Below are 13,603 nucleotides of genomic sequence, written 5' to 3' on the forward strand. Positions count from 1 at the left end.
TGGGATCGTGTTCCTAGGGCTGGTGAAGGACCTTGTCGGTGGCCTCCTGGACGCGTTGCACGGCACGCTGGACGGCGGCGATGACCACGTCGACTTCCTCGGGCTGTCCGCCCGAGTTGATGGCTCGTGCGATCTGGTTCAGATTGTTGCCGACCTTGCCGAGATGTCGGCGGGCGGAGAAGAGCTCCGCGACCACGTCGCGTCGGGCGGCAACCGCGGCTTCAGTGGTCTCGGGGTCGTGTGCGGCGGCCAGGCCGGCACGCACGAGGTACGCGGGGAGGCTCGTGCGCACGGTCTTTGCGGCAGCTGTGAGTTGGCCGCGCTCTTCGTCGTTGAGACGCACGCTGCACATGTGGACGCGCTTGCGAGCGCGCGGCATCGGCGAGCGCTTGCGCGTCACTGGAGGAGCAGTGCGGTGCGTGGAAGCGGTTGCTTCTCCTGGCTGCGGTCCGCCCTCGGCCGCTGCCTCCCGGACCGGCGCCCCCTGGCGCTGAGCCGCTCCCGCCACCCCCGGGGCGGGAGATCGCCAAGCAGCCTTCCCCGACGGGGAAGAGTAGCTTGGCAGATAACTTGCTCGTGTCGAGGTCCGGTTGGCGCTCTCCTCAGACGGCTCGTCGACCGAGCTCGCGTCCCGGACCGTCATCGGGCACGGACCGCTTCCGTGCGGACCAGGCGCTGGATTTTCGCAGCCAGGTCGACCAGGGCCGTCGGTCCGGACAGGACGCGGACCGGACCGCCGGACCGATGCTGGACCAGCCACTGGCCGGACGGCGTGGGCAGCGCGGCGTGCAGTAGCCCGTGCCGGACCAACGTCTCGGCCCAGGCCATCGCCTCGGCGGCCTCCACCTTGTGAATATTGGAACGGCGGGAGGGGTGGACCATGTGAACTCCGAGGTGTTGAGCGGGCGGTGGCCGGTCCGGGAGCCGGCCACCGCCCGCAGGGACAGGACTGGGGGCATGTCGGTGCCTGCATCGCGAAGGATCAGCCACACACGGGGCACTTCTGGACGTGAGCGGACAAGGCTCGGGCCATGCTGTACTTCGCCCCCTCGACGCTGCTCGCGCTGACGCGTCCGGATGGTTTATCGCCGTGCCGTTCCGCGTGTTCGCGGAGGTAGGCGATGTCCCGCTCGCGGTCAGCCTTCAGGCGGGCGAATTGGCGGCAGGTCCTCATCGGTGGGCGCTCCTTCGGGATCGAGGAATGTGGGCCAGCTCGGGGTCGTCGTGCAGGGCGGCCTGGAGCTCAGGGAATCGCTCGTTGCTGATCGACAGCCCCTGCTGTTTGAGGTGTTGGCGCAGGACCTTCCGCGTCGTGCGGCCGTTCTCCAGCGCACCCTCGCGGGCCACTGCGACGAGCACTTCCAGCGGGACGACGTCAGCCGTGGGTCCGGTGGGGTGGTCCGTGGTGGTCCGGTCCGTGGGTCCGGTGGGGTGGTCCGTGGTGGTCCGGTCCGTGGGTCCGGTGGGGTGGTCCGTGGTGGTCCGGTCCGTGGGTCCGGTGGGGTGGTCCGTGGTGGTCCGGTCCGTGGGTCCGGTGGGGTGGTCCGTGGTGGTCCGGTCCGTGGGTCCGGTGGGGTGGTCCGTGGTGGTCCGGTCCGTGGGTCCGGTGGGGTGGTCCGTGGTGGTCCGGTCCGTGGGTCCGGTGGGGTGGTCCGTGGTGGTCCGGTCCGTGGGTCCGGTGGGGTGGTCCGTGGTGGTCCGGTCCGTGGGTCCGGTGGGGTGGTCCGTGGTGGTCCGGTCCGTGGGTCCGGTGGGGTGGTCCGTGGTGGTCCGGTCCGTGGGTCCGGTGGGGTGGTCCGTGGTGGTCCGGTCCGTGGGTCCGGTGGGGTGGTCCGTGGTGGTCCGGTCCGTGGGTCCGGTGGGGTGGTCCGTGGTGGTCCGGTCCGTGGGTCCGGTGGGGTGGTCCGTGGTGGTCCGGTCCGTGGGTCCGGTGGGGTGGTCCGTGGTGGTCCGGTCCGTCGGTCCGGTGGGGTGGTCCGTGGTGGTCCGGTCCGTCGGTCCGGTGGGGTGGTCCGTGGTGGTCCGGTCCGTCGGTCCGGTGGGGTGGTCCGTGGTGGTCCGGTCCGTCGGTCCGGTGGGGTGGTCCGTGGTGGTCCGGTCCGTCGGTCCGGAGGGGTGGTCGGTGGCCGATGCGGTCGGTTGGCCCGACGCCGTCGGCACCGGGAGGGCCAGGATCAGATCGCTCTGGCGATTCGCCTCGCGACCGGCGTGGCGGTCCGCCTCCGGAGAAGGGCCATCCGGTCCGTCCGTCCGAGCCTCGATCGGGTGGCTTGACTTCCGGCTGCCCGCACCTGCGGCTGTGACGTCCGGGGCCGGACCAGACCGTTCTTGGTCCGCGGTCTGCGAGTTCGGACCACTGCCCGTCGGCACATCGCGTGTGGCATCGGCAGCGGACCGGTCCGCCAGGAGAACGCCAGCCTCTTGGTCCGCCGACGGTCCGGTCCGAGGTTGGTCCGCAGGGTGGTGCCGGGTGATGAGGATGTACAGGTGGACCGCGCCCGCCAGAGCGAGCGGGGCCAGCGTCGAGAGGATGGCGACCACGGTGTCGCCCAGCTGCAGACCGCGGTGGGTGGTCTGCTGGTTGAGGCGGACCGCGTGCAGGGCGTTCGCCCAGATGGATGCCGAGGTCGCAGTCCCGAAGAGCATCCACACGTACAGCCGAGCCCGGAGGGGAGCTTCGGCCAGGACGAGGAGCGCGCGCACGCCGTAGGCGATGAAGCCGTCGATGACCAGCGGGAAGAGGTAGGTGAGGAACCCGCGGACGTGGATGGCGACGGCCATCTGCTGGAGGGCGTCGTACGAGAGCGCGCAGCCGGCGGCACCGAGGGCGACGATGGCCAGCCGGTCCCACGCGCCGATCGGCGCGACAGCGAGCGCGCTGCGGGAGTCGGTCACGCGGCCGTCCCGAAGTTGCCGAGCTCGGCTGGCCGTTCGTGGTCGAGGGGCGTGGCGTTGAAGTTGGCGGCAGCCTCCGGGGTGGTGTTGGTTGCGTTCTTGGCGCGGGCGATCTCACGCTCGGCCTCACGCATCAGCTTCTGGGCGTATTCCAGGTTGTGGCCCAGGAGGTAGCCGATGCGTTCGGCGTCCCAGCCGCGCTGGCAGGCGATGCGTACGACGGCTTTGCGTTCGCCGTGGGAGAGGGCGACCGCACGGCCGTCGAGGAACGCGTGGATTCGGTTGTAATCGATTCGCGCACGGGTCTTCGCGTGCCAGGAAGCACGCTCGTACTCCGTCAGCCCCGCCCAGATTCCGTGATCGCTTCCGCTGTCCATCGCGGCGTCGAAGCAAGCCTGCCGGACCGGGCACGGTCCGCAGATCGCCTTGGCCTGGTCGATCGAGCGGGTATCGCGCGGAGTGGGGAAGAACAGGGCGTCGGCGAGCTTGGCATCCATGCCGTAGCAGGCGGCTCGCTTGCGCCAGTGGTGCTCGTTGGCACCTCGCAACCCGGTCGTCGGGTTGGCGTGGGTGGTGATCGTACGCATGGGAATCTCCGATGTGCCTCGGCCGGCGCGCTCACCACTCGCGCTCCGGGGCAGGGGAGGGCGATGGTGGGGCCTGGCGTAGGCGGGCAGGGGCAGCGGGCTCGGGTGCCGTGCCGGGGGGAGCGAAGCGGGGGAAGGTCAGGCGCGCAGGTATCGGCGGTCGGGGCCGTTGAGCTGGGCCTGGACGCACATGCCGGAGAGCCGGGACAGTGCGCGGTCGCCGATGCGGTCGCGAAGGACCTCCTGCCGGGGGTCCAGCTCCGGGGTGCGGACCGGCGGCAGGTTGGTCGTCACGATCGTCGGCAGCCGATTCTCGGCGCGGTGGTTGAGCAGTCGCACCGTCAGCTCCTCGTTCCACTCCGAGGGCTTCGGGGCACCGAGGTCGTCCAGGAGCAGGAGCGGGGCGCGCATGTAGTGGCGCAGCATCCACTCCGGATCGATGCCCGGCCGGGGCCGCATCTCGGCGAAGAGGTCCGACATGAAGGCCGATCGCCAGTGCACTCCGCACCCGGCGGCGGTCAGGGCCCTGATTGCCCCGTACGCCTGGTGCGTCTTGCCGGTGCCGGTCGGACCCCACAGCAGCAGGGAGGGCCCGTGGGTGATCTCACGGCGTCCGCGACGACCGCGGTCGGCGGCGACAGCAGCCTCGGCGATCTTGGCTACCCACGCGGCGACGACCGGGTGGTCGGCCCTGGCCTGCTGGTAGTCGTACGGGATCCGGGCCTGCGCGGCATCGAGGGCCGGCGTCAGGTCCAGCGGGTCCGGCATCGCGGGGCCGTCGAAGGCGACTCCCCGTGCGCTCAGCCGGGCCCGCCACGTCGTTACGACCGTGTGCTCTCCCGCTTGCTGCGGGTCGGTGTGCGTACGCATCAGAGGGTCACCCCGAAGGTCGTCGGGGCCGGTGCGGTGGTGTTGCGGTAGGGCGTGTGGGCAGGGCGAGTGCTGGCCCAGGGCCCCGCGCCGGAGGCGGAGGACGGCGTGGCGTTGACCAGCTCGTTCACCAGGCTCGCGAGGGTGCTGGGGTGCAGGCCCTTGGCCCGCAGCTGGTCCATCGCGGCCCGCACCGTGGCCGGGGCGAAGCCCTCACCGAGGAGCTGCTTGGCCTCCCGCCCCAGGTGATCGAGAACCCGCTTGGGCGGTCGCTCGGCGCACGCCTTCACGTACTCCCGCAGCAGCTCGTTGGCCGAGACCTCCGAGAGCGAGGCATCCGGCGGGGGCGTCTCGCCCCCCGTAAGGGAAGATCCAAGATCCAAGCTCCAAGATCCAGGCGACGAGGGCTCTGGGAGGTCCTCGCGAGGTTGCGACGAGCCCTCGTCGATCGGCATCTGACCTGCAGGTTTAACCGCCACCAGGTGAGGCCGCGAGACGGGTCGTCCCGACTCGTCCGCACTTGCGGCCGGGGAGCTGGAGTCCGCGACGTCCTCCGAGGCCGCCGCCGACGTGCTCGCCGAAACCGGGCGATCGAGCCCTCCGGGAAGGCTCGACGAATCCTGCGGACGGGCGTACTTCGAGGGCTGAGGGCACTGCTCGGACGAGCACCCGCCGCAGGCCGCCGCTGCCTGGTGGCGCGGGCATCGAGGGAACCGCGAGGCCGACGGCCGGTCGATCCGCTGATGCCGTGCCCAGGTCACGATGTGCAGGTACAGGCGCCCGTCGCATCCCGTGTATCGGCAGATCAGCCCCGCGTCGTCGAGCTGCTCCAGGTCCATGGCGACGTGGGTCGCCGTGTGCTCGGGGCGCAGGGACCAGAGCTGTCCGGCGATGATCGCGGGGTGCGCGCGGTAGCGCCCGGAGTCGTCCGCCTGCGTCAGCAGCCCCACGAAGGTCCGCTCGGCGGTCAGGCTCACCGAGGCCAGGTCCTCCGAGAGGACGATCTCCGGCTTGATGGTGCGGATGCGGGGTGCCATCAGCGTGCACCCCCGTCCAGCGTCGCGGTGCGGAGGTCGAAGGTACGAGGGCGCTGCCACCCGGCGTCCTGGTGCGCCCGGATGATCCAGCGGGCAGCCGTCTGCGCCTGGGTCCGGTTGATGCGGACATCGGCGCCTGCAGCGTCGGACGCTGTGACGTGCAGGTGCGGCCAGGCGGTCCGGCCGTCCTGCAGCGCGATACACAGCCTCACGGTCTGGGGCATCATCACGCTCAGACGTGTGGCCAGCATGCGGGCCCGCAGCGTAGGGGCTTCAGCTTCGCCCCTTTTGCGTAGGGGTGTGGACATGCAACACTCTCCCGTGAAGTAGCGCACCGGTATGCCCCGTGCAAAGGGCCGGTGCGGAGTGATAGGTGGTTCTCCAGCCTTGCGAGGGCCAGGAGTGTCACCGGGCGTCGGCGTCTGAGAGGTGCGAACTCTCAGTCGTCGGCGCCTTTTTGTCCCAGCCGGTCGAAGGGCGAGCCCTCATCTGCGTTTCCTCGCTTGCTCATTCAGGCGGGCTGCTGCCCTCCGGCCGAGACGAAACATATGCAGAGGCCGGGCAGAGAGCTAGGCATAGCTAAAGAACTGCCCCACAAGGACCTGGACTTCGAGGCACGGCGAGGCGGGCGCGACCGACGCAGGTGCGAACTACGTCGAGCAGCGACTAAGCCGACATGGAGCCAGTGGCGCGAGCGCCAGCCTTCTCAGGCTCGTAAGCCCGCGAAGTTGGGACCCTGCCGCCTACTCCGTGAGATCGCCTTGCGCGGGCGCGAGAAACACAAATGGCTCGGGCACGCAGATCGCTGGTTGCTGGGCGGCACGCTACAGACTGTGAGGGCCGCGGAGGGGTGCGCAGATTTCTGTGTCCGCACTGCAAGGCGAACGCTGTGCTCCACTGCCATCCCGCGCTTCCCAGTCGAATTAAATGAGCCCGCATGTCAACGTGACGTAAATCGCTGAGCGAGAGTGATTGGCGTCACGCCGCTTCACGTGGCTACCCCTGTAGATACAGGGGTAGCGCAAGCGATTGCCCGATGACACGTGTCGTTTCGGGTGACAGGGAGAACTTTCCACACCGGGGCCAAGGCGTCAACCATTGTTTCCAAGGCCGACTCATGAGGTAACTTTGGTTTCCAGCCCCCACCTACTGGAAAGTGATCATGAGTGATTCGGAAGGGGAGGCGGTGCGCCCTATGCCAACTACGTTCGTAGAGCGGCTCAATCGCCTCATCGACGTCTACCACCCGCCCCACCGTGGCCCGTACAGCGACAAGGAGCTCTCCGCTCTCGTCTCTGAGCGCGGGCTGGGGACCCTGAGCCACACGCATTTGAAGAATCTGCGGACTGGTAAGACCCGCAGCCCGGGGATGGACGTCCTGGAGATTCTGTCCAAGCTCTTCGGTGTGAGTCCGGAGTACTGGTTTGACGCGAACGTGGCCGCTGCGTCCGTGGCGGAACTGGAGCGCCTGTGTTTGATGCGGGATGCGGGCATCGAGAAAGTGCTACTCCGGATGGCCGGACTTTCTGACGGTGGCGTAGAGATGGTGCTTGGGGTCGTCGAAGAAGTGCGGAAGTTCGAGGGCCTCTCGTCTTCCAAGTAGCCCATTTCTGGGCACAGTTCAGGTTAATGATCAAGGACGTTAAGAAGAATGTGGTCTGCCCGTCGTCGGCGCCGAAGCGGCTTTTTGTCCGAGTTGAATCTTCCCGCCGTAATCAGCATCCGCGACCTGTGCGACGAGGTGGCCCGGCGCGTAGGTCGAAAAGTGGTTCTGCGGCCTAGCGGGCGGAGCTTCTCGGGGTGCGGGGCCTCCGCGGTCACCAAGGACACGATTTACGTGTTCTACAATCCGCGGACAAGCCTGCTGCACCAAGATCACATTATTGCCCACGAGCTTTCGCATCTTCTGCTGGGGCACCACGAATCGGAGCGGGCCTCCGCGGTGGACTCGTCGCTGTTCCCCTCACTGGATCCCGCGGCGGTACGGTTCATGCTCGGGCGGACAACGTACGAGGAGGCCGAGGAGCGCGACACCGAGCGCCTCGCTTCGCTGCTCCAGCGCCGGATCATCGACCACCGGCGCTACAGCGACGAGCCCTCCGGCGACGAGGTCCAGGACCGGGTCACGCACACGCTGCTGCGCCGGCGGGAAACCCGGTGAAGAACAACGCCCACCTGCTCTGCCTTGCCGTGGCAGCCGCGGGATTCCTGTGCCTGCTGCGCGACCTCCCCGTGCGGCGCCGGGACACCGCCTCCGCGTTCTTGTCCCTCGTTTTCATGCTGTCCATGCTGTCGTTCTTCTTCGCGCTCACCTCGACGGGACGACTGCTCGACCAGCTTCTGGGGACCGCGAATCTCACCGTTCCGTTGTCCCAGAGCTGTGTGCTCGCGCTGCTGGCCTGCCAGCAGGTCGTTCTCACCCACTGGGGATCACCCCCGGACGTAGCCCAGGCGGCATCGAAGCGCTGGCTCGCCGTCGGCCTCGCGGCGATCACTAGCCTGTGGCTCCTGTTCGCACTCTTCTCGCCCACCGTGCAACGGCTAGCGGACTTCACCCTCTACTACGCACCCGATAACGGGTACGCCGCCTACTTGACCTTGTACTGCACGGCCTACACCGTCGGCGAGCTGCTCCTCGCCCGTGCCTGCTGGAACCTCGCGAACCGAAGCTCTCGTGCATCGGTCCGCGTCGGGCTGCGCGTCATCGTAGTCGGGGCCGTCGTCACCCTCGGCTCCAGCGCCGTACGTCTGGGCCACGTCATCGCCTCCAACTTCGACATCTCCTTCGAGCGCTGGGAAACGATCGCGTGGATGTGCGGCGACGGCGGAGCGCTCCTCACCCTGCTGGGCTGGCTGATCCCCACGCTCTCCGACCAGGGCGACCGCCTGCGCTACTGGATCCGCCAGCACCGCAGCTACCACGGCCTGCGCCCGCTGTGGCTCACCTACTACAGCCAGGCCCCCGAGATCGCACTGCCCCTCGACGCCGCCGACCGCCGGCACTTCAGCGGCATCACCATCAAGCTCTACCGCCGCACCATCGAGATCCACGACGGCCACCTCATGATCAGTCCGTACCTCGACGCCGAGGTCCGTGAGGCCAGCGAAGCCCGACACCGGGTGAACGGGCTGGTCGATGACGAGCTGGCCGCTGCTGTCACCGCCGACCAGATCAAGGCGGCGATCATTGCCCGCGCTCAGGACACGCGCCCTGAGCAGACGGTCGAACTCGCCGACGCGTCTCGCCAGACAGGCCGGATCGAGGACGACTTCGACGCACTGCTCGCGGTCGCCCGCCGTCTGCACCCCACAGCGACCCGTACGAACCGACTCGCCCCCGTCAGCACCTGACGGAGCGCCCTGACCGAGCAACTCCCCACACAGCCGACGCCTCGGCACCGAGCACGAAAGACCTATGCCATGCACCATCGTCACGAGCAGATACCCATCGCGCTCGGCCCCTCGGACCGAATGAGTGTCCACGGGCAGCAGCAGCTCGGCGTGGTCCTGGGGGCGGTCGGCGCCGGCTGCACGGGATGCGCAGAGTCGGCCCTCGACGCCGTGGCCGCCGACCCTGCGGCGGTAGGGCGCCTCGTGGAGATCACACGGCGTACCGCTGCGCTGCTGCACGACGGCGGCCTGCCCGACCACATGACCAGCAGAGCCACCGTCGGAGAGCTGTCGGGCGAGTTCCGGTTCCTGGTTTGCGCCATCACCGAAGCGGCGGACCCAGCGGCCACCGCTGCTCAGATGGCCGTGGCGCAACGGCGCACGGCTGCCCGCACGGCGGCTCTGGTCCTCGCCGAGTACAACGGCGACGCCTACGCGAACGCACGTGACAGCGTCCTTTCCGGTGGTCAGACCCTGTCCGAGGCATGCCTGGCCCATGCTGAGCAGATGACCACCTGGTGGCAGCGCAAGAATTCCCGGCAGGCCGCCGCGGCGCGGGCCGGGTGGCAGCAAGCATGCGAGGCCGAGGGACTGCAGGGACACGAGCTGCTGGGGGAGCGAGGCACCGTGTTCGTCCTCGGCGCTGTGCTCCACCGGCTGGCTCGGGAGGCTGGAACCACGACCGACACGATCCATACCCTCCCGTACACCCGCATTCTGCCCCTACTGCGCGACCCCAGGACGGTGGTCCGCACCGTGCGCGAATTCGTCACGCCCCCCGCTCTGGAAATCACGGGCATGTCGGTGAAGCGGCTCGCGTGCGACTCGCCCACCTTCGCTGTGCTGGGCCTCTGGACGGAGATCATCTGCAGGGCGCACGCAGAGGACTGCACGCGCCACGGGCCCGGACACGAATGCACGCTGGCGGATCGCGCGGCACTGCTCACGCCCCGCACCGACGCTGCCTGACCACGAGCAGCAGGGAGCCCTCTGGCTGGCCGGGCGAGCGTGCTGCGGGGACCAGGCGCTAGGTGAGGCAGCAGGTGGGCGCCGCGCACGCTGAGCAGACCCCTGTTCCACAGGCCGGGGCCCGTGGGAAGGGCCCTGGGACGCGATTGACCAGCAGCGGGAGGCGTGACGGTCATCTGCCCCGGCCGGGAGCTGGGTGATGGCGGCACCGCGGCGGGACGGATCACCCGGGCACAAGCCACCGAAACGTTCTGGCGTTGGGAACAGGACCCCACCCTCCTCGTCGGCTACGGCCGCCAGAGCCCCGAGTCCCTCGAAGCCCGCACCGACGGGATGGCCCACCAACTCCGCGGCGAGAACATCCGCTTCACCATCTACGACCTGAGGAACGAGACCCCGACACCCGCCGGCGTCGCCACGCTCCTGCCGGACCACTCCGTACGCACCGCCGAGTACGTGATCATGCTCGCGCCTGAAGCCCGAGGTCGGGGCCTCGGCACCGCAGCGACCCAGCTCACCCTCGAATATGCCTTCCACATCACCAACCTGCGGATGGTCTGGCTCAAAGTCCTCGCCCCGAACACCGCCGGCATCCGCGCGTACGAGAAGGCCGGATTCCGCACCGTCGGGACCCTGCGTGAGGCCGGGTACTGGCTCGGCGAGGTCTGCGATGAGGCCATCATTGACGCCCTCGCCAAGGACTTCACCGGTCCGTCCGCCATCCGGGCCGCGTTGGGCAATGGCCGCTGACGGTCAGGCGGGACGCGCGCGGCGCCGAACTGCCGGGTGCCTAGATCATCGGGCGCCGTCGAGGCATCAACTCTCTGTTCACCACCAGACTTGGAGGTCGCCTCGGTACGTTGACTCGCCATGAAGCCATTCACATTCAGCAGGGCAAAGGCTTCTGGGAAGCCGGACGTACGCCGTCCTGCTCCACGCCTACATCCCCGTTCCGCTTCAGCGTCACCCGGAGCTCGCCGAGCTTGTGCGTGGTGTCCGTGCCGCGACCAAGGACGACCCCCTCACCCACGTCGGCGACTACGAACACCGGCTCGCCTCCTCCCGCTCCCGCGTTTTCTGGGCGATGACCTCCGTCATGAGCCGCCGCCTCGCCGGCAACACCATCGCCTCCTGGAGGACCGCAGGAGCGAGAACCTGCAGGTCGCGGTCATCTTGGATCACATCAAGGCGCGCGAGCGTGAACTGGTCGAGCAGGCCGGTCAGTTGCGGGATTGGATCGAGGAACTCACCCGGCAGCTCGGCGAGATCGATACGGAGAGCGAGAACCTGCGGATCACCCGCAAGACCCTCCTCACGCTCACCCCGCCCGCACCCGCCAACGAGCCGGACCGACCCGACATCCCGGACCACCCCGCCTACCAACAGATCCTCACCGCTCTGGCCGACGCGGGCCGGCCGATGCGTGCCCGCGACCTGTGTCAGGCCCTCGACCTGCCGATCCTCCCGAAGAACACCGAAGGCATCCGCTCGAAACTGAAGCGCCTGGTCAGCCGCGGCATCCTCACCGAGACCGAACCCGGCTTGTTCGCCCGCCCCGACGCCTGAGGACCACCCCACGCCCGTGACCAGCGACCCTTGTCCAACCTCAACTACGAAACGGACAAGAGCTCACGTTCCGCACTCTAAGGGCGAGCGGCTCCCGGCGGATGAACGCCGGGAGCCGCCTCTTGGTGTTGCTCTCGGGGATCTCCTCGCCGGGACGGCGATGAGCGTTGCCGCCTACCGCCGTCCCGGGGTGTCACCAGCCGATGGTCAGGCGGGTCTCGCGTCTGGATGAAGAGCAGCTGCGACACCTGCCGCACTTTTCCCGTCCGGAACGCCCCGCCGCCGGGCAGCACCGAGTCCATCCGCTCGGATGCTTTCCGCCCGTAGCGCTACCCACAGCCGCAGAGTTCGGTGAGACGTGATGTCCGCCACAGGCTGCGGCGTAGAATGGGACACGGCAGGCCGTCGTCGCGCGACACACGCCCAAGACCTGGCCCTGATGGAAAGCGACACGACCTGCGGGGGACACGAACTCTGCTGACACAACCCGTTCCGCAACCTACGTCCAGAGCCCGGCCGCCGTCGGTAGCCGGGGTGTGCTCGGCAAGGAGTTCCTGCTCGCGTTCACCGAGCGGCCGCCACCCCTTCCCGTCGCTGTAGTGCTGCTGCCACTGGTCGCGATCGGTGGATGTCAACGTGCTGCTCCTTGTGGTGGACGGGGCAGGGTCGGGGGCGCTGCATGGAGCGGAGCCGGGCCAGAGTGCGCAGCCGCACTCCACCCGCCCGGGACCAGGGCCAGCCGGTCGGCGGACTGGTCGTAGGCGATCGGGTCGCCGGGCTCCTGGAAGTGCACGGCCATCCGCGCGCCGGCCCGGTAGGCGTCCAGTCCGGCCCGGCAGTACGCCACCATCGGCTCCGGAAGGGCGTCGAATGAGAACCACCCCATGGCGTCGCAAACCTGGTGCTCCATGACCTTCGGGGTGCCGTCCCAGCGAGTCACCTCGAAGAACATCCCGATGCGGGCGGTGCCGGAGGGAGAGCGGTGGTGCACCGTGACGGCCGCGCGGACATCGGCCGGATCGACGACGACACCGGCCTCCTCCTGGGCCTCGCGCACCAGTGCTGTGACCACGTGTTCCCACGGGCCGTTCAGGTGTCCGCTGATCAGATGCCAGTATCCGGTCGCGTACACGTTCCCGGCACGCCGGGACAACAGCACCTCGGGGCCGGCCTCACCGTCGCGCACAGCGATCAGATGAACGTCAAGCGGCTCCGTGTGCCGCTGGGTGGCGCTCACGCGGCACCGCGGGGGCGGCGTGCGAGCAGCACGTTGAAGACCGCGTCCTCCTTCAGGACGCCGAGGCGGGCATGGTCCTGGAGCAGCCGGAGAGCGGAGGTCTCGAACTCGTGGTGGCGGTCTGCGAACAGGGCGGGGCGGGCAAAGCTGGTGGTGCGCAGGTAGCCGAGGACGTCCTCGGGCCTCCACGTGCGGGAGATGGGGAAACTGTGTTCGTTCACCTCGCTGAACGCCGAGTCGGCGAGATCGTCCTCGTAGGAGCTGCCTGGGCCGGAGTACGTGCCGCGGGTGCCCGCGCGTCGGCCTTCCCCGAGGTAGGTCTGGACCAGCTCCCGCAGGGCGGCCGTCCACTCGGCCTGATGGGTCCACAGGCTCCCGTCGCCCATGATCGCCACGACGGCGTGCGGCGCGGACACCCGGTCCGCCATGGACAGAACCTCCGGGCGGGCCATCCAGTGGAAGGAGCGGCTGCAGGTGATCAAGGTGGGTGCCCAGCCGGAACTTGCGCGCGCGAAGGAGTGGGCGGCGCCGGTATAGACGCCAACCGTGCACGCGCCGCGGACCGGTTCGAGTGCGGCGCGGGCCGCTTCGAGCATGCGCTGGTTCACGTCGACCAGCTCGATATGCACAAGCCGGTGCAGGACCGGCAGCAGCGCGCGAGGCACTTGGCCGGTGCCGGTCCCCAGGTCCAAAAGGACGGGGTCGGGAAGGCCGTGTTGGGTGGCGGCCAGGAGAGCGACCGCGGCGTCCGGAAGGCCGGGGCGATAGCGGGCGTAGTCGGCGGCCTCGGGCCCGAACAGGGCTTCGTCCGAGACGGCTGCTGAGGCCGGTTGGGCGGGGCGGATCATCGTGCATCTCCAGTCTCGTCAGCAACGGGGAAAAGTTGACAGGTCAGGGCGCTAGCCGGGCGCGGGACCCGTGGGATGGCGTCGGTGTTGAAGTGGAGCTGGTAGACGTCTGGGGCACAGGCAGCAGACGCAGTTCAGCGACATCTTGGACCTCCGTCCAGATGTCCCGGGGGTCGCGCCGACGTTCCGTGACGGCCCTGGTTC

General features: G+C 69.0%; 14 protein-coding genes and 1 pseudogene. 6 read left to right on the forward strand and 9 right to left on the reverse strand.

The genetic code is table 11. From position 1 onward, the window contains the following. Nucleotides 1-13 precede the first annotated feature (13 nt). The 7 genes and pseudogenes from ACQPZG_RS31945 to ACQPZG_RS31975 form a co-directional block, all read right to left on the reverse strand. Nucleotides 14-643 (reverse strand): MobC family plasmid mobilization relaxosome protein, encoded by a 630-nt coding sequence (locus ACQPZG_RS31945; RefSeq protein WP_433549163.1) that lies wholly within the window; start codon nucleotides 641-643, stop codon nucleotides 14-16. Then, the gene (locus ACQPZG_RS31950) at nucleotides 640-882 is read right to left on the reverse strand and encodes a hypothetical protein (protein ID WP_433549164.1); all 243 of its coding nucleotides are present in this window, start codon (nucleotides 880-882) and stop codon (nucleotides 640-642) included. The genes ACQPZG_RS31945 and ACQPZG_RS31950 overlap by 4 nt, the downstream gene beginning before the upstream one ends. 1,584 nt (nucleotides 883-2,466) lie before the next feature. Beyond that, nucleotides 2,467-2,781 (reverse strand): annotated as a pseudogene (locus tag ACQPZG_RS31955) (DUF2637 domain-containing protein); the annotation flags it as partial. A 110-nt stretch (nucleotides 2,782-2,891) separates the two neighbouring features. Continuing rightward, nucleotides 2,892-3,482 (reverse strand): WhiB family transcriptional regulator, encoded by a 591-nt coding sequence (locus tag ACQPZG_RS31960; protein ID WP_433549165.1) that lies wholly within the window; start codon nucleotides 3,480-3,482, stop codon nucleotides 2,892-2,894. 138 nt (nucleotides 3,483-3,620) lie between these two features. Further along, complete coding sequence (locus tag ACQPZG_RS31965; protein ID WP_433549166.1) at nucleotides 3,621-4,352, reverse strand: ATP-binding protein; 732 nt, start codon at nucleotides 4,350-4,352, stop codon at nucleotides 3,621-3,623. After that, a complete protein-coding gene (locus tag ACQPZG_RS31970) occupies nucleotides 4,352-5,389 on the reverse strand; it encodes a hypothetical protein (RefSeq protein WP_433549167.1) in 1,038 nt (345 codons plus the stop codon). The genes ACQPZG_RS31965 and ACQPZG_RS31970 overlap by 1 nt, the downstream gene beginning before the upstream one ends. Further along, nucleotides 5,389-5,640 (reverse strand): transcriptional regulator, encoded by a 252-nt coding sequence (locus tag ACQPZG_RS31975; protein WP_433549168.1) that lies wholly within the window; start codon nucleotides 5,638-5,640, stop codon nucleotides 5,389-5,391. The genes ACQPZG_RS31970 and ACQPZG_RS31975 overlap by 1 nt, the downstream gene beginning before the upstream one ends. Nucleotides 5,641-6,551: 911 nt before the next feature. Between ACQPZG_RS31975 and ACQPZG_RS31980 the strand changes: the two genes are divergently transcribed. The 6 genes from ACQPZG_RS31980 (at nucleotide 6,552) to ACQPZG_RS32005 (ending at nucleotide 11,314) form a co-directional block, all read left to right on the forward strand. Beyond that, entirely contained in the window at nucleotides 6,552-6,992 is a 441-nt protein-coding gene (locus ACQPZG_RS31980) for a helix-turn-helix domain-containing protein (protein ID WP_433549169.1), read from the forward strand. A 234-nt stretch (nucleotides 6,993-7,226) separates the two neighbouring features. Further along, on the forward strand, nucleotides 7,227-7,550 hold the full coding sequence (locus ACQPZG_RS31985) for a secondary metabolite protein (protein ID WP_433549170.1): 324 nt from the start codon (nucleotides 7,227-7,229) through the stop codon (nucleotides 7,548-7,550). Then, the gene (locus ACQPZG_RS31990) at nucleotides 7,547-8,740 is read left to right on the forward strand and encodes an MAB_1171c family putative transporter (RefSeq protein ID WP_433549171.1); all 1,194 of its coding nucleotides are present in this window, start codon (nucleotides 7,547-7,549) and stop codon (nucleotides 8,738-8,740) included. The genes ACQPZG_RS31985 and ACQPZG_RS31990 overlap by 4 nt, the downstream gene beginning before the upstream one ends. Before the next feature lie 69 nt (nucleotides 8,741-8,809). Next, complete coding sequence (locus ACQPZG_RS31995; protein ID WP_433549172.1) at nucleotides 8,810-9,748, forward strand: hypothetical protein; 939 nt, start codon at nucleotides 8,810-8,812, stop codon at nucleotides 9,746-9,748. A 222-nt stretch (nucleotides 9,749-9,970) separates the two neighbouring features. Next, on the forward strand, nucleotides 9,971-10,498 hold the full coding sequence (locus ACQPZG_RS32000; RefSeq protein ID WP_433549628.1) for a GNAT family N-acetyltransferase: 528 nt from the start codon (nucleotides 9,971-9,973) through the stop codon (nucleotides 10,496-10,498). A gap of 423 nt (nucleotides 10,499-10,921) precedes the next feature. After that, nucleotides 10,922-11,314 carry a hypothetical protein gene (locus ACQPZG_RS32005; protein WP_433549173.1) on the forward strand — a complete coding sequence of 131 codons (393 nt, stop codon included), beginning with the start codon at nucleotides 10,922-10,924 and terminating at the stop codon, nucleotides 11,312-11,314. Between the two features lie 631 nt (nucleotides 11,315-11,945). Here ACQPZG_RS32005 and ACQPZG_RS32010 read toward each other — a convergent pair. Next, on the reverse strand, nucleotides 11,946-12,551 hold the full coding sequence (locus tag ACQPZG_RS32010; protein ID WP_433549174.1) for an NUDIX hydrolase: 606 nt from the start codon (nucleotides 12,549-12,551) through the stop codon (nucleotides 11,946-11,948). After that, the gene (locus ACQPZG_RS32015) at nucleotides 12,548-13,399 is read right to left on the reverse strand and encodes a class I SAM-dependent methyltransferase (protein ID WP_433549175.1); all 852 of its coding nucleotides are present in this window, start codon (nucleotides 13,397-13,399) and stop codon (nucleotides 12,548-12,550) included. The genes ACQPZG_RS32010 and ACQPZG_RS32015 overlap by 4 nt, the downstream gene beginning before the upstream one ends. Nucleotides 13,400-13,603 lie beyond the last annotated feature (204 nt).

The organism is Streptomyces sp. CA-294286 (genome assembly GCF_050947155.1).
GTDB lineage: Bacteria > Actinomycetota > Actinomycetes > Streptomycetales > Streptomycetaceae > Streptomyces.